Genomic DNA, 21,374 nt, shown 5'->3' with positions numbered 1-21,374 from the left:
TGGTCACCAAAGGTCGACGCTGTGGATACATCTCCGGCCTTGCGCAAAATGCCGGTATTCGGTGTTGCCTTCGGGTCGAGTCGTCACCACTCACGACCCTTCCGACGCCGCCCCGACCTTCGCCCCCAGGCTCAGGAACCTTGCGGCCTCTTGGCGTCCGCCGTACTCAACTGCGGCCCACGCGCAACCAGTTCCGACCACGCCCTGGGCAACGGCCGCACCTCCACGCCCCTGTAGCCCAAGCGCAGCTTGGCCTCGCTCTCCTGTTCCCGCGCGGCCGGCGCCCCGCCGGTCCGCGCCGTCTCCGCAATGGCGTAGCGCAGACCGGAGTCGGCCACCAGATACGTCGGACCGCCGTCGTCGGGCGTCCCGGTCACCTCTCGATACAGCGCCCCCGCACCGGGTTTGACCCACACGCCGCCCATGCCGTCGGCGAGTTGCTCCGGCGGCCGGGTCCCGGCCGACTGCGCGGTCACCGGCCGGCCGCCGCGCCACTCGCCGGAGAAGGTGTTGCACACGACGTTGCGCGGCAGTTCCAGGTCGTCGCGGGTGATCCGGTTCATCGGCGTCGGCGGGATCTCCGGCCAACCCTTCTCCGCGGCGAAGGTACGGTCCTGCACCACCGCGCCGCCGAGCATGCCGAGGTTCACCGGAAAGGCTGTGGGCGTGGTGCTCCCGTACGCCTCCCGCGCCCTCGGGTTCGTGGTGAGCAGCACGGCGGTCAACTCGCTGACCGGCATCACGCCCTCGTGGGTGACCACGTAGTTCTGCCGTCGGGCGGCGCCCTCCGCGCGCAGCACGACGCCGACCCGGTTGTACTCCGGGGCCAACGGCAGCCGGGTCGCAGCGCCGTAGCCGGCCGGCGTCGGGTGGTCGATCGTGCCGCCCTCGATCAGCGTGGCCAGCCACGCGTCGCCGACCGGTTGCGCCGGCATGCCGACCAGGTTCAGCGCGCCGATCACGGTCGGCGCCTCGACCAGGAAGCGCCTGCCCTGATGGACGAGGTACTTGTGCCGGTTCCGGTCCTGTACGAACAGCGCCTCGCCCGGTCGCAGCGCCCCCTCCGCCGGAGCGGCGCCGATGAACACGCCGCGCTGCGGCTCCCCGTCCGGGTCGGGCTCGCCGTCCTTGCCCAGGGCCGGACGCTCGCACACGGTCCAGGGCTTGCGCTCCTTGACCGCCTTGGCCGTCGGCAGCCGGTCCGGCGCGTTCGGAATGCCCAGCGGCGCACCGTGACCGACGCTGTCGAGCCGCTTCTCCGCAACCAGGTTGACCTTGAACCTGCCGGGGTCCAGCAGCAGACGACCGGAGGCGATGTTGAGCACCGGGTGCAGCTTGCCGTCCAGGAAGACGTACCGACTCGCCGAGTCGCGCCCCACGATCAGGCTGCCCCGGTCCTTCCAACCCGGCGGCGTACCGGGCCTGACCAACCCGACGACCCCGAACCCGACCAACACCAGCATCGCGACCACGATGCTCGGCGTGAGCATCCGCATCGGCTTGGGCGCGTTGTCCTCCGTGCCTCCGCCCGGGCTCGGTTGCAGGAACGCGGCCACCATGCGGCGGCGCGCGAAGATGTACGCCTCGAGCTGCTCGCGGCGCGTTGCCATCGTTCTCCCCGTGATCGACGTGCGCTCCGGTCGAAGGGTCCACACCGACGCGACCGCGGGGTCGCGGGCCAACCCGTGGACACGTACCGTACGGTGTTCCGCACTCACTGTGACAGCAGGGCGACAAATCATGACCATGGGGGAGCTGACGTGGCCGCACCCGCGCCGGTAGGGCCGCATGCACGGAACGGTGCACCCACACCCGACGGGGCATTGCCACCGGCAACGCGCCGCGCGACGCTGCGCGTACACCCGCGGGCCGGTCGCGTCGGCGGCGTCCTGGTGCAACAGATCGTGCTGGTCCAGCTCGGGATCTCGCTGTTCGCGATCGCGGCGACCGCGCACCCGGCGGCGGCGATCGGCCTCGGCGCGGTGGGGGCCCTCCTGGTGGCGCCGGCACTGGTGCGGTGGCGCGGGCGTTGGCTCGTGCAGTGGTTGCCGATCGTGTTCGACTTCCGCCGGAGGCGCCGGCTTCCGGCCGTCGCGGATGACGCGGATCCGGTGCTGCTCCCGATCCTGGAGTGCGCACCGCACCTGGCGACCGGCTCGGTCGACGACCGTGAGCGCCGTTCGATCGGAGTGATCGGCGACGGCACCTTCCTCACCGCGGTGTTGCTGGTCACCTCGCGCGACGAGCCGCTGCGTCCCGCGCACGGGAAACGGCCGTTGCCGCTGCCGGCGATCGTGAGCACGCTGGAGGTCGACGACGTGACGTTGGCCTCGGTGCAGGTGGTCCAGCACATCCGGCCGGCGCCGGCCGACCACCTGCCCGAGGAGTCGTTGGCGGCCAGGTCCTACCGCCAACTCGTCGAACAGGTCCTGCACGACGTGCCGGCACTGCGGCTGACCTGGATCGCGCTGCGCTTCGAGCCCGACCTGTGCCCGGGCGCGGTCGCCGCGCGCGGCGGCGGCGAGCAGGGGACCCGGCGGGCGCTGCTGCGTGCGGTCGACCGGCTCGCCGGCAACCTGACCGGCGCCGGATTCGAGGCCCGCGCGCTCGAAGAGGCCGAGTTGATCCAGGCACTCGCCACCTCGTGCGGCGTAAACCGTTCCACCCGCCGATACGGGCGCGGTGGACGGCGGACCATCGAGTCCAGGCGGGCGTGGCGCTGCGACGACCGGTGGCACGCCACCTATTGGGCGAACCGCTGGCCGGAGCCGACCCAGGGGTGTACCTCCGACCCGATCGGCACACTGACCGCGACACCGGCCATCGCCACCACCTTCGCGCTGACCGCGACGCACGGCGTGGGCGGCACCACCGCGCTCACCGCGCACGTCCGGATCGCCGCCCGCTCGGACAGCGAACTCACGGATGCGACAAGACGGTTGGAATATCGGGCCGAAGCCGGGCGGATCGGTCTGATCCGGCTCGACTGGGAGCAGCAACCGGCCCTGCTGGCCACCCTGCCACTCGGCGGCCTGCCATGACGAACCGTCACATGTGGCTACATACAGGGAGGATCGACCAGTGAGCACGGCCGATCCCGGCCGGAGCCGGCACCAGGCCTCGAACGCACGGGGCAACAACCGGATTCCGAATCCGACCCCCGCGCCGGCCCCCATGCCCGGCTCGGGAACCCCCGCGCCCCGGCCTTCCCGGCGCAAGGGTCCGGCCCGGCCGGTCGGCCCCAGGCACGAACGGCACATGCCGACCGCCGCCCAACTGGCCGCCCTCGGCCTGCCGGTGGGCGACGACGGCGTGGTGATCGGAGTCGACGCCGAGCGCAACCCGGCGGTGCTGAACCTGTTCCGACCCGAGGCGTTGCACGTCGCGTTCGTCGGCGGCGCCCATGCGGTGCAGATCATCGCGCTGCGGGCCGCGGCGGTCGGCGCCCGGGTCGCGATCGAGTCCGGCCGGCCGCGGTTGTGGTCCGCGATGGCCCGGGCCGCGGGTGGCGCGCAGCCGTGCGTGACGGTACATCAGGTGGGTCGGCTCGGTCCGCAGGGACCCCGTGCGGGCAGCCCGGTCCTGGTCGTCCGCGACTGCGGCGCGCGGCCGCCCCGCGATCGGCTCGCGCCGGCCGCGTGGCAGACCACGCTGACCCTGCTGCCCTTCCTGGACCCGGCACTGGCCCGGCAGCGCATCGGCGCGGGCGCGGGCCTGGTCGGCCTCCAGCGGGTCTCCCCGATCGAGGCGCGGGCGGCGTCCTCGGTGTTGTCCCTGCCCGGTGAGGACGAGGCCGCGCTGCCCACGCTCGCCGACGAACTGACCCTGTGGAGTGCCGGAACGTCGCGTAAGTACGTATTACTGACGCCCACTCCGACCGAACTGGGCCTGCTCGGACCGCCACGTCGGATGGACTGACGAACAGTGCTCGCGACACCGGCTCTGAGCGAACAGGTGGACGGACCGGCGACGACCGCCGACACCCCTGACTACGCTGTGAGGCTCGTGCAGGGGGCGAACCCCGACCCGGGTCGGGGTACGGCGGACGGCGGCGGCGTGTGATCTGAAGCCGAGCCGCCTCCGGACGATCGGAAGGACCACACCGTGAGCAGCGAGCAGGACGGCGCACACATCGAGACGGGGGCGAACGAGGAAGAGGAGTGGTCGGGACCCGACTTCACCATGCCCTCGTGGTACACGCACCAAGACGGCGGCGCGCCCGCGCCACCGCCGTCCGGGGTCCGCGCGCCCGCGCCTCCCCCGCAGGGTGACCAGGTGCCGGCGGCGCCTCGGTACGGCAGCCAGGATCCGACACTGGTGCCGCCGGCGCGGACGCCCGAGCCGCACGCGCCGCTGCCGTACGGGACCGGCGCCGGCGCGAACGGGCCGACCGGCGGCGCCCCGGAACCGTACGGATCCGCCGCAGGCGCGCCCACGGCCTCGGTGCCGCCGGCCCGCCCGGCCGGCGACCCACCCGGCTTCGGCGCCCCGACGCCCGAACCGCCCGCGAACTCACCCGCGCCGACCGAACCGCCGGCGCCTTACGGCCAGGGCGCCCCCGGCCAATCCTCGACGCCGCTCCCGCACGGCGCCCCCTCGGCCGAGCAGCCGGCCACCGAGGCATCGGCGCCCCCAGCACCCACCTACAGCCCCGGCGAAGCCACCATGGTCGTCCCTCCGTCCTTCGCGGCCCCCGAACCGCCCGCCGAGGCACCGGCTCCCCCCGCACCCACCTACACACCGGGCGAACCGACCATGGTCATGCCACCGTCATCCGGGGCTCCCGATCGGCCCGCCGACACGCCGCCCCACACGCCCGGCGAACCCACCATGGTCGTCCCTCCGTCCTTCGCGGCCCCCGAACCGCCCGCCGAGGCACCGGCTCCCCCCGCACCCACCTACACACCGGGCGAACCGACCATGGTCATGCCACCGTTCCTCGACCCGAACGACGCTGCCGACGCGCCTGCAGACCCGGCAGACCCTGCACCGGCCCACACGCCGGGCGAGCCGACCGTGGTCGTCCCGCCGCAGTTCGAGCCCTCCGAGCCGACCGCCGAAGCACCGGCACCTCCCGCGCCGACCTACACCCCCGGCGAACCGACCATGGTCGTCCCGCCGCAGTTCGAGACCCCCGAACCGCCCGCCGCCGATGCCGCCCATGAACCCGGCGCGCCTGCCGCGCAGTCGGAGCACCGGGGTCCGGACCGCGCCGAGCAGGCCGAGCAGGCCCCGCCCGCCGCGCGGCCCAACGATGCCACGCCCGCCGAGCAGCCGGTTTCCGCTCCGCCGAGCGACGCCGCCCCGGGTCTCGAGGCAAAGCCCGCCGAGCCCGACGCGCCCGACGCGTCGACCGCGTCCCCCGAGCAGCCGGCCGGCGAAGCACCCGCACCCGACGGGACCGACGACGCGCGCCCGGACGCGCCGGTCGATCCGCACGACGTGCCCACCACACCCGCAGGCGGCACCCCGGTCCCCGGCCCCTCGACCGCAGCGCCGGCCCCCGAGGTGCCGCGCACGGAGCCCGCCGACGCCGCCGGACCCGCTCCCCGGCACGCACCCGAGCCGCCCACGCACGAGAACCACCAGCCGACCGAGCCGCACCGACCCGCCGCCGGCGACGCGCAGCCGATGCCCAAGCCGCACCAGGCCCCCCAAGCTCCCCCGGCTCCCCCGGCTCCCCCGGCTCCCCAACCCGAGGTTCGAGCCACCGAACCGCCGCAGCCCCACCCGACCCCGGCAGCGGCGGCCACGACGACCGCAGAGGCCCTCGACGCACCGCAACCACAGGCCGGCGGCCACCCGCAGCAGCCCCAGGCCCCGGCGGATTCGCAGGCGTCGCCCGCCGGCGGATACCCGCCCTACGCACAGCAGCCCGCACCGCCGCAGGGCGCCCCCGCGCCGTATCCGCCGCCGCAGCCGGGCGCCGCACACCCCGGGCCCCCGCCGCAGCAGCAGTACCCGGCTCAGGCCCAGGGTGCCCCGCTGCCCGACCCGGCGACCCGGCTGCTGCCGCCGATCACCGACGACATGCCTCCGCCCCCCGGCTTCCCGCAGCAGGCCCCACCCCCGGGCGCCGCGCAGCAGCCCCCTCCGCCCGGCGCCCCGCAGCCGCCGGTCAGCCCGCCGCACGGCTCGCCGATGCCGCCGCCGGCCTGGTCCGGCACGGCCCCGGGCAACGGCGAGGCGTGGGGTGGCGCGGCCCCGCCGCCGACCGGACAACCGCTGCCGCCGCCCGGCGGCGAGCCGATGGCACCGCCGCAGCAGCAGCGCTCGTGGATGCGGCGCACGTTCGGCGGCAACGAGCCGGAGCAGCAGGGTGGTCAACCGCCCTACGCCCAGGCCCCCGGCCCATACAACCAGGCTCCGGGTCCATACCAGGGCGCCCCCGCTCCGCAGGCCTACCCGCAGCCCGACCCGAACCAGGCGCACAACCCGTACGCCCAGGGCGCTCCCGGCCAGGACCAAGGCCAGGCGCCGTACGGCCACGCCGGCGGCCCCCAGGGCCGGGAACCGCAGCAGTACGGTCCGGGCGGCACCCCTTACGGGCAGCCCGAGGCGCACCAGCCGTACGCCCAGGGCACCCCGCCGCAGGGCGCCCCCGCGCCGCAGCACAACCCTTACGGCCAACCACCCGGCCCGCAGACCCCCGACCCGCAGTCGGCCCACCACCCGGGCACTCCGCCACACGGCGCACCCGGCCCGCAGGCCCAACCGGGCCCGCCGTCCGGACAACCCACCCCGGCCGACCGCGCCCCCGAGCCGCCCAACCCGTACGCCCAGGCGCCCGGCCCCTATGCGCAGGCGCCCGACCAGTACGCCCAGGCGCCCGACCCGGCCCAGCCGTACCACCCGGGCACCCCGCCGCAGGGCAGCGGGCAGCCGCAGGCCTGGTCGCCCGACGGCGGCGCACCCGCGCGGACCGGCGCCGGCGCGCCCCTGGGCTACACCGCCGCCGTCGAACTGACCAGCGACCGGCTGCTGCGCAAGCAGCCGCAACCGCGTCGGCAGACCCCGCGCTTCCGGATCGGCGGCAAGTCCGCCGACGCCCGCCGGGCCGAGCGCCTGGACCGGATCCGCACCCCCGTCCTCGGCTGCTACCGGATCGCGGTGATCAGCCTCAAGGGCGGCGTCGGCAAGACCACGACCACCACCGCCCTCGGCGCGACGCTGGCCACCGAGCGCCAGGACCGGGTGATCGCGATCGACGCCAACCCGGACGCCGGCACACTCGGCCGCCGGGTCCGCCGGGAGACCGGCGCGACCATCCGCGACCTGGTCAACTCGATGGCCCACGTGCACAGTTACATGGACATCCGGCGGTTCACCTCGCAGTCCTCCAGCGGCCTGGAGATCCTGGCCAACGACGTGGACCCGGCGGTGTCCACGACGTTCAACGACGAGGACTACCGCTCGGTGATCGACCTGCTGGGCAAGCAGTACCCGATCATCCTGACCGACTCGGGCACCGGCCTGCTCTACAGCGCGATGCGCGGTGTGCTCGACCTGGCCCACCAGTTGATCGTGATCAGCACGCCCAGCGTGGACGGAGCCACCAGCGCGAGCACCACGCTCGACTGGCTGGTCGCGCACGGCTACGCGGATCTGGTCGCGAACAGCATCACGGTGATCTCCGGCGTCCGCGAGACCGGGAAGATGGTCAAGACCGAGGACATCGTGGCCCACTTCGAGACCCGCTGCCGTGCGGTCGTGGTCGTCCCGTTCGACGAACACCTGTCGGCGGGCGCGGAGTTGGATCTGGACATGATGCGGCCCAAGACCCGCGAGGCGTACTTCGAACTGGCCGCGCTGGTCGCCGAGGACTTCCACCGCACCCAGCCGTCCGAGCAACAGCACCAGTGGCAGCCGCAGTACCGGCAACCACAGCAGCAGGCGCCGCAGCAGCAGCCCTACTACGGCCAACCGCAGCAGGCACAGCCGTACCCGCAGCAACAGCAATATCCCCAGCACCAACAGCAGCAGCAACCATCGCAACAACACCCGCACCAGCAGCCGCACCCACAGAACCCGCAACAACCACAGCAACCCCAGCAGCCGTACTACCAGCAGCCCCCGCCCGGCGACTGGCAGCAGCAGCCCCCGCCGCACCAGGGAGGCTGACACGCCGAAGGGCCGCCCCGGAGATTCCGGGGCGGCCCTTGGCACATCCGTCGCGAAGCGGCGCGGGCGTTCAGCCCGCCGGGTCCGAGTCCGCCGCGTCGATCAGCTCGCGGGCCCGCTTCACATCACGCGCCATGTGTTCCAGCAGGTCGTCGATCGAGTCGAAGCGCTCGGTACCGCGCAGGTACTCCAGGAAGTCCACCGCGACATGCGTCCCGTACAGGTCGAGGTCGGTCCGATCCAACGCGTACGCCTCGACCCGCCGCTCGGTGCCGTCGAAGGTCGGGTTGGTGCCGATCGAGATCGCCGCCGGCAACCCCTCGCCATCGATCACCAGCCACCCCGCGTACACCCCGTCGGCCGGGATCGCCGTGTACGGGAGCACCTCCAGGTTGGCCGTCGGGTAGCCGAGTTCGCGCCCGCGCTGATCGCCGCGCACCACCACGCCCTCGACCCGATGCGGGCGTCCGAGCAGTTCGGCCGCGCCCGCCACGTCGCCCTCGGCGACCCGGGCCCGGACCACGGTGGACGAGAAGGTCACGTCGCCGGAGACGAACAGTTCCGGCTCGACGACGCTGAAGTCGTTCGCCACGCCCAACTCCTCCAAGAGCGCGACGTTGCCCGTCGCCTTGTGGCCGAATCGGAAATTGCGCCCCTCGACGACCACGGCCGCGCGCAGCGTGTCCACCAGGACCTGCCGGACGAAGTCGACCGCGCTCTGCCGGGACAACTCGAGCGTGAACGGCACCACCAGCACCGCGTCCACCCCCAGGTCCGCCATCAGCTGCGCGCGCCGGTGGTGCGGCGTGAGCAGGGGCGGATGGCTGCCGGGCCGGACCACCTCGCTGGGGTGCGGGTCGAACGTCACCACGACCACCGGCAGCCCGCGCTCGCGACCGATCGCGACCGCCCGGCCGATCGTCCGTTGGTGCCCGCGATGCACACCGTCATAGGACCCGATCGTGACGACGGAGCGTCCCCAATCGCTGGGGACGTCCGCCAAGCCCCGCCAACGCTGCACCGTAACCGCTCCTCGTTCTTCGTGACGTGTCGCGGGTCCAGCTTCCCATGCAGGGGCTGTCGCTCGGTCCCGCCCCCGCCGTGGCGACCATCACCCCCGGATCCGGTCCGGGGCGCGGCTCAGCCCACGAACACCGCGAGCGGCCGGGCCACTCCCTGCCGGTTCTCCACCAGGGCCAGGAAGGTCCCGTCGGGCCCGAACACGCCGACCGGCCCCTCGCTGTCGTCGGCCGGCAACCGGCCGCCGTGCGATACGGCGCGGGCCTGGTCCTCGGTGACCTCGCGGCGCGGGAACGCCGCCGCCGCGGCCTCGGCGATCGGCAGCACGCCGAAGGACTCCTCCAACTCTTCGAGCGTGTGGGCCCGATCCAGCGCGTACGGACCCACCCGGGTGCGCCGCAGCGCGGTCAGGTGCCCGCCCACCCCGAGCCCGGCCCCCAGGTCGCGGGCCAGCGCGCGGATGTAGGTACCGGACGAGCAGGTCACCCGCACGTCCAGGTCGATCGTGTCGCCCTCGCGGCGGGTGGCGAGCACCTCGAACGTGGGGACGGTGACCGGTCGGGCGGCCAGCTCGAAGTCCTCGCCGTCGCGTACCCGCGAATACGAGCGCTTGCCGTCGATCTTGATCGCCGACACCTTCGAGGGCACCTGGAGGATCGGGCCGGTCAGCTCGGCGACGCCCGCCGCGATCGCGGCGTCCTGCACGTGTGCGGCCGAGGTCGTCTCGGTGACCTCGCCCTCGGCGTCGTCGGTGACCGTGCTCTGCCCGAGCCGGATCGTCGCGTCGTACTCCTTCTCGGTGAGCGCGAGATGGCCCAACAGGCGGGTGGCCTTCTCGATGCCGATCACCAGGACGCCGGTGGCCATCGGGTCCAGCGTGCCCGCGTGGCCCACCCGGCGGGTGCCGGCGATCCGGCGCAGCCGGCCCACCACGTCGTGCGAGGTGAGCCCGGCGGGCTTGTCCACGATCACCAGACCGTCGGGCGGCGGGGGTCCTGCGTTGCGGCGCTTCACGCGTCGTCTCCCGGGGTTGCGTGCGCCGGAGCGACCGGCAGTAGTGCGTCGGCGAGGAGCTCCCGGAATCGGGCCACCACCTCGGCCGGTGGGTCATAGGCGGTGAATCCGGCCGCGAAGGCGTGTCCACCGCCGCCGAAGGCCCCGCAGACGCGCCCGAGGTCCACCGCGCCCTTGGACCGGGCGGACGCGCGCAACGCGCCGTCGTCGTCCTCCTTGAGCACCAGCGCGACCTCGGCCTCGCCGCTCTTGCGGACCACGTCGATCACGCCCTCGATCTCGTCCAGTCGGATCCCGTGCGCGGCGCGTTCGGCGCGGGTGATCACGGTGGACACCAGCCCCAGACCGCCCGCGGCGGCGGCGTCCAACTCGGCGCCCGCCAAGGCGGCGGCGAGCACCTTGAGATAGCCGAATCGGCAGGTGTCCCAGATCGCCCGCTGGATCAGGTCGTGCCGTATCCCCGTGGCCATCAGCCGAGCCGCGAAGGTGTGCGTCTCGGGCGTGGTTCCCACGTACTTGAACGAGCCGGTGTCGGTGACCAGCCCGGTGTACAGCGCGGTCGCGATGTCGGCGGTCAGCGTCGCGCCGAGCCGGGTGATCAGTTCGTCGGCGAGCACCGCGGTCGCGGGCGCGTCGACGTCGATCAGGTGATGCGTCCCGAAGCGCGTGTTGGACGCGTGGTGGTCGACCACCAGCAGCGTGCCGGCCGCCTTGGCCTTGGCCTCCAACAGGCCCAATCGAGCCGAGCCGGCCGCGTCGAAGACGGCGACCAGCTCGGGCTCCTCGGGCACCTCGGTGTGCGCCACGAGCAGGTCCTGGCCGGGCAGGAACTCCAGCGAGGACGGCACCACGAGGGGGTCGTCGCCGTAGGAGACCCGGACCGTGCGGCCCAGCTCGCGCAGCGCCAGTCCGACGGCGAGCGCCGAACCCAGCGCGTCGCCGTCGGGGCTGACGTGTGCCAGCAGCGTGATGTCCTCGGCCGTCAGGAGTAGGCGTACCGCCTCGTCCCAATCGGCTGCGCCCGGCGCGGTCGGCGGCATTGTCCGCACGCCCGAGTCGCCGGTCCGCGGCTTCGCTTCCGCGGCCGGGCCGGGCTCCCGGTCCGCCGCCACGCCTGGTGTCAAGGTCGGTCGCCCTCCTGTGTATCCGCCTTGGTCTCCGCCTCCGACTCGTCGTCGGAGTCCTCGGAGTCGTCCACGGCCGGAGTCCGATAGGGGTCCGCGTCACCGGCATAGCCGGCGCCCGCGGCGGTTGAGCGTACCGCCGCATCGGCCTGCTGTGCCCGGGCGAGGAGATCGTCGATGAGTTTGGCGTTGTCCGGAAGGGCGTCGGCGATGAACGTCAGCGACGGCGTGTGTCGCACGCCGGTCTGGCGGCCCACCTCACTGCGGAGTACGCCCTTGGCGCTCTCCAGCGCGGCGGCGGTCGCCGCGCGCTCGGTCTCGTCGCCGTAGACCGTGTAGAACACGGTCGCCTCACGGAGGTCACCGGTCACTCGTGCGGCGGTGATCGTCACGAACCCCAGGCGCGGGTCCTTGATCCGGCGCTCCAAGGTCTCCGCGACCACGACCTGGATACGGTCCGCGAGTTTGCGCGCCCGTGCGGTGTCGGCCACTGATCCTCCTGCGATTGCTCGGCATTTCGGCGGAACCCCCCGCGCCCGGGGTCACCGGACGCGAGGGCCGCTCTCGTTGCTTGTTCTTCTTCGGTGTTCGTGCGCTGCCCGTTCGACCCGGGTCGAACGATCGTCAGTCGTCGTCCCCGTACACCCTGCGGCGTGCGGAGAGCAGCTCCAACTCGGGCCGGCCGGCGACCAGCCGTTCACAGCCGTCCAACACCTCGGCACATCGTTCGACACTCGCGGAGACCACCGCGATGCCGATCACGCTGCGCCGATGCAAATCCTGATGCTCCACCTCGGCGGCGGCAACGGCATTCTTGCGCTGAAGGTCCGCCAGGATGGGGCGGATCAGAGATCGTTTTTCCTTCAACGAGTGCACATCGCCGAACAGCACATCGAGGCTGATGGTTCCCACAAACATAGGCGACGGGCCTGGCCGGCCCGGGAGGCCTCGGGTCGGGACCGCTGGGGCCACCGACGAAAAGAACCGGGCTCGCACGTCGCGGCCCGGACACCACTGGTCACGCTTGCTCTGCTCGTACTGCGAGACGCCGGATCCGCCCGGTGTGCACCGGGCGGATCCGTCGTATCGGTTCAGCGGTTCGATCGGTTCGAGCTACCGGGTCAGCCTCGCGGCTTCTCCCGCATCTCGAACGTCTCGATGATGTCCTCGACCTTGATGTCGTTGAACGAACCGAGGTTGATACCGCACTCGAAGCCCTCGCGGACCTCGGTGACATCGTCCTTCTCGCGACGCAGGCCCTCGACGTTGAGGTTGTCGGCGACGACCGACCCCTGCCGGATGATCCGCGCCTTGGTGTTGCGCTTGATCGTCCCGCCGGTGACCATGCAGCCCGCGATGTTGCCGAGCTTGGAGGAGCGGAACACCGCGCGGATCTGCGCCGTGCCGAGCTGCACCTCTTCGTACTCGGGCTTGAGCATGCCCTTGAGCGCGGCTTCGATCTCCTCGATGGCCTGGTAGATCACCGAGTAGAAGCGAATGTCGACGCCCTCGCGGTCCGCCATCGTCCGCGCCCGGCCCTCCGGCCGGACGTTGAAGCCGATGATGATCGCGTCCGAGGCCATCGCCAGGTTGACGTTGGACTCGGTGATCGCACCGACACCCCGGTCGATGATCCGCAGCTCGACCTCTTCGCCGACCTCCAGGTTGAGCAGCGCGTCCTCCAACGCCTCCACCGAACCGGAGCCGTCACCCTTGAGGATGAGGTTGAGCTGCTGCATCTCGCCGGCCTTGAGGGCCAGGTCGAGGTCCTCGAGCGAGATCCGCTTCGAACGACGGGCCAGCAGCGCGTTGCGCTCCCGAGCCGCCCGCTTCTCGGCGATCTGGCGCGCGGTGCGCTCCTCCTCGACCACGAGGAAGTTGTCACCGGCACCCGGCACCGAGGTCAGACCCAGCACCATGACCGGACGGGACGGCGCGGCCTCGGTGAGGTTGTTGCCGTTCTCGTCGATCATCGCGCGGACTCGGCCGTACGCCTCGCCGACCACGATCGCGTCGCCGATGCGCAGGGTGCCGCGCTGGACCAGGACGGTCGCGACGGGGCCGCGGCCCTTGTCGAGGTGACCCTCGATCGCGATGCCCTGGGCTTCCTGGTGCGGGTTGGCGGTGAGCTCCAGAGCCGCGTCCGCGGTCAGTACGACCGCCTCGAGCAGCTCGTCGATGCCCAGGCCCTGCTTCGCCGAGATGTCGACGAACATCGTGTCGCCGCCGTACTCCTCGGCCACGAGCCCGTACTCGGTGAGCTGGCCACGAACCTTGGTCGGGTCCGCGCCTTCCTTGTCGATCTTGTTGACCGCCACGACGATCGGCACGCCGGCCGCCTGCGCGTGGTTGAGCGCCTCGATCGTCTGCGGCTTCACGCCGTCGTCCGCCGCGACCACGAGGATCGCGATGTCCGTCGACTTGGCGCCGCGGGCACGCATGGCGGTGAACGCCTCGTGACCCGGGGTGTCGATCAGGGTGATCTTGCGGTCGATGTCGTTGACCGTGGTCGCGACCTGGTAGGCACCGATGTGCTGGGTGATGCCACCGGCCTCGCCCGCGATCACGTTCGTCTTGCGGATCGCGTCGAGCAGGCGGGTCTTGCCGTGGTCGACGTGACCCATGACGGTGACCACCGGCGGACGCGCCTCGAGGTCGTCCTCGTCGCCCTCGTCCTCGCCCCATTCGAGGTCGAAGGACTCGAGCAGCTCGCGGTCCTCCTCCTCCGGGGAGACGATCTGGATCACGAAGTCGAGCTCGCCGGCCAGGATCTGCAGCTCCGCGTCACTGACCGACTGGGTCGAGGTGAGCAGCGAGCCGAGGTTGAACATGATCTGGACGAGAGCCGCGGGGTTCGCGTTGATCTTCTCCGCGAAGTCGGTGAGCGAGGCACCGCGCGACAGCCGGACGACACGCCCGTTGCCGCGAGGGGCCATCACGCCACCGGCGGACGGAGCCTGCATGTTGTCGAACTCTTGACGACGCTGACGCTTCGACTTGCGCGCGCGGCCCGGACGCCCACCGGGACGACCGAACGCGCCCTGCGTGCCGCCGCGACCGCCGGGGCCACCACGACCGCCGCCGCCGGGACGACCGGCGAAACCGCCGCCGCCACCGGGACGACCCGGAGCGCCGCCGCCACCACCGGGACGGGGACCGCCGAAGCCGCCACCGCCGCCGCCGGGACGACCGCCACCGCCGCCGGCACCCGCCGGACGACCGCCACCGCCGCCACCGGGACCGCCGGGACGACCGGGCGCACCGCCGGGACGACCGGGACCGCCGGGGCCACGAGCGGGCGCCGGACGGTTGGGCATCATGCCCGGGTTGGGACGCGGGCCACCGGGGCCTGCGCTACCACCGGGACGGGGACCCGCGGGGCCACCCGAACCACCCGGACGCGGGCCACCGGCCGCAGGACCCTGCGGACGCGGCGGCATGCCACCGGGAGTGGGTCGACCGGCGCCACCGGCGGCCTGCGGCCGCGGCATGCCGGTGCTGCCCGAGGTGAAGGGGTTGTTGCCCGGACGCGGGCCGGCGGGACGCGTGCCACCCGGACGGGGGGCACCTCCCTGACCGGGACCACCCGGACGCGCGCCACCGGCGGACGGAGCGCCACCGGTACGCGGACCGGAGGGACGCTCGCCACGCTCGGGACGATCGCCGCGCTCGGGACGGCCACCGGGGCCGCCCTGACCGCCACCGGCCGGACGCGGACCCGGACGGCTACCCGCCGGACCCGAGGAGGCCGCCGCCGGACGGTCCGAACGCGGACCGCGCTCGGCCTGGCCGCGGTCGCCCTGACCACGCTCGGCCGGACCGCGGTCGCCGGGACGCGCCGCCGGGCGCGGGCCCGGAGCCGGCGCACCGGCCGGACGCTGACCCGACTGCGCCGCGGGACGCTCCGCCTGACGCGGGGCGGCCGGAGCCGCCTCCGCGGCCGGCGTGGCCGGCACCACGGGCGGAGCGGTGCTGCCCTGGGGGGCCGGGCGCGGCGCCGGGCGCGGGCCCGGGGTCGGCGCACCCGCCGGGCGCGGGCCCGGCGCGGGGGCAGGACGCGCCGAGGCGCCCTGCGGGGAACTGGGGGTGGCCGCCTGCGGCGCGCCCGAGGGCGCGGGACGCTGGGGCCGGCGGGCGGGCCCGCCTTCCGTCTTGAGTGCTTCCGTCAGTTTGCGAACAACCGGCGCCTCGATCGTCGAGGACGCCGAACGAACGAACTCACCGAGTTCTTGGAGCTTGGCCATGACGACCTTGCTCTCGACTCCGAACTCCTTGGCGAGTTCGTATACCCGGACCTTTGCCACGTCGCTCCTTCTGGTCCGGGGTTGGTCGTCCGCCGGACCGTCACTACCGCATGTCTGTACTCATCGCGTACTCATCGAGTGCTCATCGCAATCTCGACCTACTTCCGACTCGCGAGGTACTGCTTCGCTGGACCTGTCCGACCGACCTCTGACAACCCATCACCGCTCAAATAAGCACGCAGTGGTGCCGAGTCCAGCGGCCCCGGCACGCGCAAAGCCCGAACGAACGCCTTTCGACGCTCAGCCTGGGCCAGGCACTCCGGATCGGGGTGCAGATGCGCGCCCCGTCCGAGCATTCGGCCGCGGGGGTCGGGGACACAACTGCCCTCCACCGCCACGACCCGCAATAGGTCGGCCTTGGCCGCACGCTGCCGACAACCTACGCACGTTCGGCACGGAGAGGCAGTGATTTCCTGCTTCTCCACCGTTGTACGAGGGCATGCTCGGGCTCGCCTGCGACCAGACATGTTCAAGTCTACCGCTCCTCACCGCGGCCTGGTTCGGTCGACCGTCCCCGGTCGTCCGATTCCCCGGTCTCGGTGTCCGGCCGGATGTCGATGCGCCATCCGGTCAATCGCGCGGCAAGGCGGGCATTCTGCCCTTCCTTGCCGATCGCCAGCGAGAGCTGGTAGTCGGGCACCGTCACCCGGGCGGAACGCGCGGCGAGGTCCACGACCTCGACCTTGCTCACCCGGGCCGGTGACAGCGCGTTGGCCACCATCCGCGCGGGGTCGTCCGACCAGTCGACGATGTCGATCTTCTCGCCGTTCAACTCGGCCATGACGGCACGCACGCGTGCCCCCATCGGCCCGATGCACGCGCCCTTGGGGTTGAGCCCGGCCCGCGTGGAGTAGACGGCGATCTTGGAGCGGTGGCCGGCCTCGCGGGCGATCGCGGCGATCTCGACGCTGCCGTCGGCGATCTCCGGAACCTCCAGCGCGAACAGCTTCCGCACCAGGTTGGGGTGGGTGCGCGAGAGCGTGATGGACGGCCCCTTGGGCCCACGCCGCACCTGTACGACATAGCAACGCAGGCGCATGCCGTGCGCGTACCGCTCGCCCGGTACCTGCTCCTGGGGCGGCAGGATCGCCTCGATGCGACCCAGGTCCACCAGGACGTTGCGGTTGTCCTTGCCCTGCTGGACCACGCCGGCGACGATCTCGCCCTCACGGCCGGCGAACTCGCCGAACGTGATCTCCTCCTCGGCGTCGCGCAGCCGCTGCAGGATCACCTGCTTGGCGGTGGTCGCCGCGATCCGGCCGAAGTCGTCCGGGGTGTCGTCGAACTCGCGAACGCGCTGTCCGGCCTCGTCGGTCTCGGTCGCCCACACGGTGACGTGCCCGGTGGCACGGTCCAGTTCCACGCGCGCCTTGGGCAGGCTGCCCTCGGTGCGGTGGTATGCGATCAACAGGGCCGATTCGATGGCCTCGACCAGGAGGTCGAACTTGATCTCTTTTTCGCGCTCAAGCCCGCGCAGGGCGCTCATGTCGATGTCCACGTCCTACGCCTCCTCGTCCATGGTGTCGTCGTTGTCGTTGTCGTCGTCGTGGTCGATGTCGTCCTCGACCCCGGTGTCCTCGTCGTCCTCGGCGTCGGCCGCCGGGTCCGCGCTCTTGCGGTTGAACTCGACCTGCACGACCGCCTTGGCCACCTCGTCGTAGGTCAGCCGGCGCGGCTTGCCCTCGACGTCCAACTCCACGCCGTCCGCGTCGCTCGCGCCGATCCGGCCGGTGAGGGTGCCGCCGTCGTGCAGGTGGACCTGGACCAGCCGATCCGCCGCGCGGCGCCAGTGGCGCTCCAGCGTCAGCGGGCGGTCCACGCCCGGGGTGGTGACTTCCAGTTGATAGGGCAGGCTGCCGAGCACGTCGCTCGGGTCGAGCACGTCCGAGACGGCCCGGCTGACCTCGGCGACCTTGTCCAGGTCGACGCCGCCGTCGGCGGCGACCATCACACGCAGCACCCGACGCTTGCCGGCGGGGGTGAGGGAGAGATCCTCCAGATCCACGCCCACCGTCGATACCACCGGCTCCAGCAACTCCCGCAGCCGGTCCAACGTGGTGGTGCTCATCCGGGTGACTCCTCGGCTGCGTGTGCTGTTGTCTCAGGTGCGTCGACCGCCCGGGGCGGGTCGGGGAAGGACAACAGTATCCGGTCCGGAGGCCATCTCGCGCACGTCCGCCCGGCGTACGCCGGATGTCCGCCGAGGTCCGCACGCCCGCATATGCGGTAGCGTCCGACACGGCCGGGGCCGGCGACGGACACCGGACATCGCACATCACGGACGAGGTTCAGGAGCGGGACGCATGCGCGACGCGGGGCCGACGCGACGGGCCGTCCTGGGCACCGTGGCCGCGGCGACGATCGCCGCGGCCGTCGTCGGTTGCGACGACGACGGCGGGGGCGCGGACCAGGGTCGACGCCGGGTCGACGACGCGGCGCGCGAACGGGCGTACGCGACGACCGGGGCACTGCTCGCGCACTACGACGCGGTCGCCGCGCGAGACGCCGCCCTGGCCGAGCGGATCCGGCCGCTGTCGCTCGAACTGCGCGAACACCTGCGCGTGTTCGCCGGGGGCGCGTCGCACTCCGCGCCGCCTCCCGCCGCCGCGCCACAGGACGCCGCCGCCACGGGCAGCGCGGTCGCCGACCGGGCGCAGCAGGCGTCCGACGAGCGGCTGACCGGACTTGACGCTCTCTCCCCCGAACTCGCCCGCCGACTGGCCGCCACCGCCGCGTGCCTGGCGGGTCACGCCCAACTGCTTCGGAGCGCATCGTGAGCACGCCGCGACCGGCCCCGTCCGGGTCCGCCAACCCCGAGATCCGGGCGCTGAGCGAGGCGTTGCAGGCGGAGCACGCGGCGGTCTACGGCTACGGCGTGGCCGGTGGCCGGCTGACCGGTGCCGCGCGCACCCAGGCGCGCACCGCGTTGGACACGCACCGGGCCCGTCGGGACACGATCGCGCGGCTGATCACCGATCGGGGCGCGGCGGCGCCGGCCGCGGCGCCCGCGTACACGATCCCGTTCCCGGTGGGCACGCCCGCGGACGCGACCCGGCTCGCGGTGCACCTGGAGGACGGGGTCGCGGTGCGTCTGGGCGAGTTGGTGGCCCTCGCGGGCGCCCCGCTGCGGAACGAGGCGGCGGGCTGGTTGCGCGAGACCGCCGTATGGGCGGTGCGCTGGCGCGGCACGAGTACCCCCTTCCCGGGGCTGCCCGCGTCGACCGAGCCCGGTACGCCGACGGCCGGGGGCCGCACGTGAGCGATCGGGTCGAGGTGCCGGAACGATTGACCCGGACCGCGCTGCGCTGGTGCGGCGAGGAGGTCGCCCGCCCGTGGCTCGCCGGGCTGCCGGACGCGGTCGCCGAGTACGCGCGGCGCTGGGGGCTGACCGTCGAGCGGCCGATCATCCCGGGCGGCGCGCTCAGCCTGACCTTCCTGGTCCGGCTCGCGGACGGGACGCCCGCCACCCTCAAGCTCGGCCTGATCGACCGCTACACCGCGCACGAGGCGGCCGCGCTCGCGTTGTGGGACGGCGTCGGGGCGGTCCGGCTGTTGGACGGTGACCCGCAGCGCGGCGCGCTGTTGCTGGAGCGGCTCCAGCCGGATGTGTCGCTGCGCTCGCTGGCCGAGGACCGGGCGATGCTGGAGGCGGCCGAGGTGGTCCGCAGGTTGTGGGTGACCCCGCCCGCGGACTGCACGATCGAGCCGGTCGCGGATCGGGCCGGGCACTGGGCGGAATCGATCCCTCGCCGGTACGCGGACCTGGCCGGCCCGTGCCCCCGGGCGCTGGTGGACGAGGCGGTGGCGCTGTGCCGCGAGTTGGCCGGCTCGCAGCCCGAGGTCGTGGTCCTGCACACCGACTGCCACCACGGCAACGTGCTGGCGGGTACCCGGGCGAAGTGGCTGGCGATCGACCCGCGCCCGATGCTCGGCGAACGCGCCTTCGACCTGGGCCCGCTGGTGCGGGACCGGATGGCCACGGTGGTCGCCGAGCCGCGCCCTCAGGCGCTGGTGCGGCGGCGGGTGACCTGGCTGGCGAACGCGTTGGATCTGGACGCCGAGCGAGTGCGCGGGTGGGCCCTGGTGCAGGCGTTGGCACTGGGCCTGTGGTGCGTGTCCGTCGACGATCCGGCGGGCGAGGACCTGCTCTCCGTCGCCGAGTGGCTCTCCTGATCCGGTGCTCGCGAGGCCCCGCCCGGATCCGGCGTCGGGCGGGGGTCGGGCCGGTCAGGTGAACGGCAGGATCGCGCCCATCACCGCGTAGGGACGTTCGTTGCCCGGGAACAACACCGGGCGGGCCAGGTCCCGGAACCCCAGGCCCCGGTACAACCGGCGGGCCGGGGTCTGCTCGTCGATCGCGGACAGCAGGATGTGCGACCGGTCCTGTCCCCGGCACAGCAGGGTGATCAGGGTGCGTCCGATGCCATGGCCCTGCCAGCGCGGCAACACGTGCAGCTCGCCGACCACGAACGACTCGTCCAGCCAGGCCCGATGTCCGGCCCGGGCCAGGTGCGGCTCGATCACCAGGCTCCACCACTGGTCGGTGAGGTTGGGGTAGCCGTAGCCGAATCCGACCAGCCGACCCGCGTCGTCGAACGCGCCCAGGGAGCGCACCCCGGCGAAGGTCGCGTGCCGGCGCATTATCCGCTGCCGCACCGCGATCTCGTCGTCGGCCAGACCGAACGCGCCGGCCTGGACGTCGACCGCCTCGTCCGCGTACTCGGCGAGATCGACGACCCGGCACGTCCACTCCATCAGCACACGCACTCCCTCGGGGCCGGGTCCCGCCGCCGCCCACGCACCACCGGCTCGGGCCGCGGACAAACGCGCCTGATCGGAGCGTGCCGTGTCGACCCTGGCCACATCCGCTGCGGCCCCATCAGAACAGCACGCTCATGAAGGTGCCGGTCTCGGCGAAGCCGACCCGCCGGTAGGCCGCGCGCGCGGGGCCGTTGTAGCTGTTCACGTACAGGCTGGCGATCGGGGCGACCTCGCTGAGCGCGTGGCGCAGCACGGCGGCCATGCCGATCTCGGACAGGCCCTCGCCGCGCCGCTCCGGCGCCACCCACACGCCCTGGATCTGGCACGCGTGCCGAGTGACCGCGCCGATCTCCGCCTTGAACACCACCCGGCCCTCCTCGATCCGGGCGAACGCGCGACCACCGGCGATCAGTTCGGCCACGCGCGCGCGGTACAGCGTGCCGCCGTCGCCGATCAGCGGCGAGACGCCGACCTCCTCGGTGAACATCGCCACGCACGCGGGCATCATCAGATCCAGTTCGTCCGGACGCACCCGGCGCACCAGCGGATCCGCCGCCACCTCGCGCGAGGGCTGGTCGGCGACCATCAGCGGCTGGATCGGGCGGACGTCACGGGCCGGGCCCCACACGGGTTCGAGCAGCCGCCACAGATCGGCCGCCGCCTCGGCCGGGCCGACGATCGACGAGCAGCGCCGGCCCTGGCGGCGGGCCCGCTCGGCGAAGGAGCGTATGGCGTCCGGGCCGGCCTCGACCGGGACCAGGTTCGCGCCCGCGTAGCACAGCGAGGTGAGCCGACCGCTCTGGTAGTACCCCCACAGTTCGCCGCCCAGCCGCCACGGATCGACGCCCGCGAGTCGGACCCGGGACGCGACGAAGACGTTCGTGACGGGGTCACGGTCGAGCAGCGCCTGGACGGCGGACAGGTCGGTCCCGTCCAGGACTTTGGTGGAAACCGAGCTCAGCACGTGCCTCACCATGCCATCGGGCGGACCTTGGGGAAATGCCAGTCTTGCGGCACCACCCTATGCAGG

Annotated in this window: 18 protein-coding genes; 6 read left to right on the top strand and 12 right to left on the bottom strand. The window is 73.1% G+C overall.

Annotated elements, in window-relative coordinates; all coding sequences use genetic code 11:
• Positions 1-131: 131 nt before the first annotated feature.
• Entirely contained in the window at positions 132-1,610 is a 1,479-nt protein-coding gene (eccB, locus tag ACZ4FV_RS22425) for a type VII secretion protein EccB (RefSeq protein ID WP_402231882.1), read from the bottom strand.
• Positions 1,611-1,823: 213 nt separating this feature from the next.
• Between eccB and eccE the strand changes: the two genes are divergently transcribed.
• The 3 genes from eccE to ACZ4FV_RS22410 all read left to right on the top strand — a co-directional run bounded on the left by eccE (position 1,824) and on the right by ACZ4FV_RS22410 (position 8,121).
• On the top strand, positions 1,824-3,041 hold the full coding sequence (gene eccE, locus ACZ4FV_RS22420; protein ID WP_465323122.1) for a type VII secretion protein EccE: 1,218 nt from the start codon (positions 1,824-1,826) through the stop codon (positions 3,039-3,041).
• Between the two features lie 217 nt (positions 3,042-3,258).
• A complete protein-coding gene (locus ACZ4FV_RS22415) occupies positions 3,259-3,918 on the top strand; it encodes a hypothetical protein (RefSeq protein ID WP_465323121.1) in 660 nt (219 codons plus the stop codon).
• 186 nt (positions 3,919-4,104) lie between these two features.
• The gene (locus ACZ4FV_RS22410; RefSeq protein WP_465323120.1) at positions 4,105-8,121 is read left to right on the top strand and encodes a MinD/ParA family ATP-binding protein; all 4,017 of its coding nucleotides are present in this window, start codon (positions 4,105-4,107) and stop codon (positions 8,119-8,121) included.
• 70 nt (positions 8,122-8,191) lie between these two features.
• Here the strand turns inward: ACZ4FV_RS22410 and ACZ4FV_RS22405 are convergent, their stop codons facing one another.
• From ACZ4FV_RS22405 to rimP, 9 genes are all read right to left on the bottom strand, one after another.
• Entirely contained in the window at positions 8,192-9,142 is a 951-nt protein-coding gene (locus tag ACZ4FV_RS22405; protein WP_395862150.1) for a bifunctional riboflavin kinase/FAD synthetase, read from the bottom strand.
• 119 nt (positions 9,143-9,261) lie between these two features.
• On the bottom strand, positions 9,262-10,155 hold the full coding sequence (gene truB / locus ACZ4FV_RS22400; RefSeq protein ID WP_395862148.1) for a tRNA pseudouridine(55) synthase TruB: 894 nt from the start codon (positions 10,153-10,155) through the stop codon (positions 9,262-9,264).
• Positions 10,152-11,279, bottom strand: coding sequence for a DHH family phosphoesterase (locus ACZ4FV_RS22395; RefSeq protein WP_465323119.1), 1,128 nt, complete (start codon positions 11,277-11,279; stop codon positions 10,152-10,154). The genes truB and ACZ4FV_RS22395 overlap by 4 nt, the downstream gene beginning before the upstream one ends.
• Complete coding sequence (rbfA, locus tag ACZ4FV_RS22390) at positions 11,276-11,770, bottom strand: 30S ribosome-binding factor RbfA (protein ID WP_391582779.1); 495 nt, start codon at positions 11,768-11,770, stop codon at positions 11,276-11,278. Before rbfA ends, ACZ4FV_RS22395 begins: the two co-directional genes overlap by 4 nt.
• 133 nt (positions 11,771-11,903) lie before the next feature.
• Positions 11,904-12,197, bottom strand: a complete 294-nt coding sequence (locus ACZ4FV_RS22385) for a DUF503 domain-containing protein (RefSeq protein WP_395862144.1) — start codon at positions 12,195-12,197, stop codon at positions 11,904-11,906.
• A 203-nt stretch (positions 12,198-12,400) separates the two neighbouring features.
• A complete protein-coding gene (gene infB, locus ACZ4FV_RS22380) occupies positions 12,401-15,583 on the bottom strand; it encodes a translation initiation factor IF-2 (RefSeq protein ID WP_395862142.1) in 3,183 nt (1,060 codons plus the stop codon).
• A gap of 98 nt (positions 15,584-15,681) precedes the next feature.
• Positions 15,682-16,050 carry a YlxR family protein gene (locus ACZ4FV_RS22375; protein WP_395862788.1) on the bottom strand — a complete coding sequence of 123 codons (369 nt, stop codon included), beginning with the start codon at positions 16,048-16,050 and terminating at the stop codon, positions 15,682-15,684.
• Positions 16,051-16,058: 8 nt separating this feature from the next.
• The gene (gene nusA, locus ACZ4FV_RS22370; RefSeq protein WP_395862140.1) at positions 16,059-17,081 is read right to left on the bottom strand and encodes a transcription termination factor NusA; all 1,023 of its coding nucleotides are present in this window, start codon (positions 17,079-17,081) and stop codon (positions 16,059-16,061) included.
• Between the two features lie 3 nt (positions 17,082-17,084).
• Positions 17,085-17,651, bottom strand: a complete 567-nt coding sequence (rimP, locus tag ACZ4FV_RS22365) for a ribosome maturation factor RimP (RefSeq protein ID WP_465323118.1) — start codon at positions 17,649-17,651, stop codon at positions 17,085-17,087.
• Positions 17,652-17,886: 235 nt separating this feature from the next.
• On the opposite strand from rimP, the gene ACZ4FV_RS22360 reads away from it, so the two are divergent.
• From ACZ4FV_RS22360 to ACZ4FV_RS22350, 3 genes are read left to right on the top strand one after another with little or no spacing between them, the layout of a single operon-like run.
• Positions 17,887-18,360, top strand: coding sequence for a hypothetical protein (locus tag ACZ4FV_RS22360; RefSeq protein ID WP_402231893.1), 474 nt, complete (start codon positions 17,887-17,889; stop codon positions 18,358-18,360).
• Entirely contained in the window at positions 18,357-18,842 is a 486-nt protein-coding gene (locus ACZ4FV_RS22355; RefSeq protein WP_395862134.1) for a ferritin-like domain-containing protein, read from the top strand. Before ACZ4FV_RS22360 ends, ACZ4FV_RS22355 begins: the two co-directional genes overlap by 4 nt.
• Positions 18,839-19,756, top strand: coding sequence for an aminoglycoside phosphotransferase family protein (locus tag ACZ4FV_RS22350; protein ID WP_395862132.1), 918 nt, complete (start codon positions 18,839-18,841; stop codon positions 19,754-19,756). The genes ACZ4FV_RS22355 and ACZ4FV_RS22350 overlap by 4 nt, the downstream gene beginning before the upstream one ends.
• 54 nt (positions 19,757-19,810) lie before the next feature.
• Here ACZ4FV_RS22350 and ACZ4FV_RS22345 read toward each other — a convergent pair whose 3' ends face one another.
• Entirely contained in the window at positions 19,811-20,338 is a 528-nt protein-coding gene (locus ACZ4FV_RS22345) for a GNAT family N-acetyltransferase (protein WP_395862130.1), read from the bottom strand.
• A gap of 124 nt (positions 20,339-20,462) precedes the next feature.
• Positions 20,463-21,320 (bottom strand): GNAT family N-acetyltransferase, encoded by an 858-nt coding sequence (locus tag ACZ4FV_RS22340; RefSeq protein ID WP_395862128.1) that lies wholly within the window; start codon positions 21,318-21,320, stop codon positions 20,463-20,465.
• Positions 21,321-21,374: the final 54 nt, after the last annotated feature.

This window comes from Embleya sp. NPDC025285 (genome assembly GCF_055558835.1).
The sequence above is the reverse complement of the archived record's forward strand: the minus strand, read 5'-3'. Positions and strand labels throughout refer to the sequence as shown.

Coding starts and splice junctions, on each gene's coding strand:
- eccB (WP_402231882.1), bottom strand. CDS start 1,610: ATGGCAACGCGCCGCGAGCAGCTCGAGGCGTACATCTTCGCGCGCCGC.
- ACZ4FV_RS22415 (WP_465323121.1), top strand. CDS start 3,259: ATGCCGACCGCCGCCCAACTGGCCGCCCTCGGCCTGCCGGTGGGCGAC.
- ACZ4FV_RS22385 (WP_395862144.1), bottom strand. CDS start 12,197: ATGTTTGTGGGAACCATCAGCCTCGATGTGCTGTTCGGCGATGTGCAC.
- ACZ4FV_RS22375 (WP_395862788.1), bottom strand. CDS start 16,050: ATGTCTGGTCGCAGGCGAGCCCGAGCATGCCCTCGTACAACGGTGGAG.
- rimP (WP_465323118.1), bottom strand. CDS start 17,651: ATGAGCACCACCACGTTGGACCGGCTGCGGGAGTTGCTGGAGCCGGTG.
- ACZ4FV_RS22360 (WP_402231893.1), top strand. CDS start 17,887: ATGCGCGACGCGGGGCCGACGCGACGGGCCGTCCTGGGCACCGTGGCC.
- ACZ4FV_RS22345 (WP_395862130.1), bottom strand. CDS start 20,338: ATGGAGTGGACGTGCCGGGTCGTCGATCTCGCCGAGTACGCGGACGAG.
- ACZ4FV_RS22340 (WP_395862128.1), bottom strand. CDS start 21,320: ATGGTGAGGCACGTGCTGAGCTCGGTTTCCACCAAAGTCCTGGACGGG.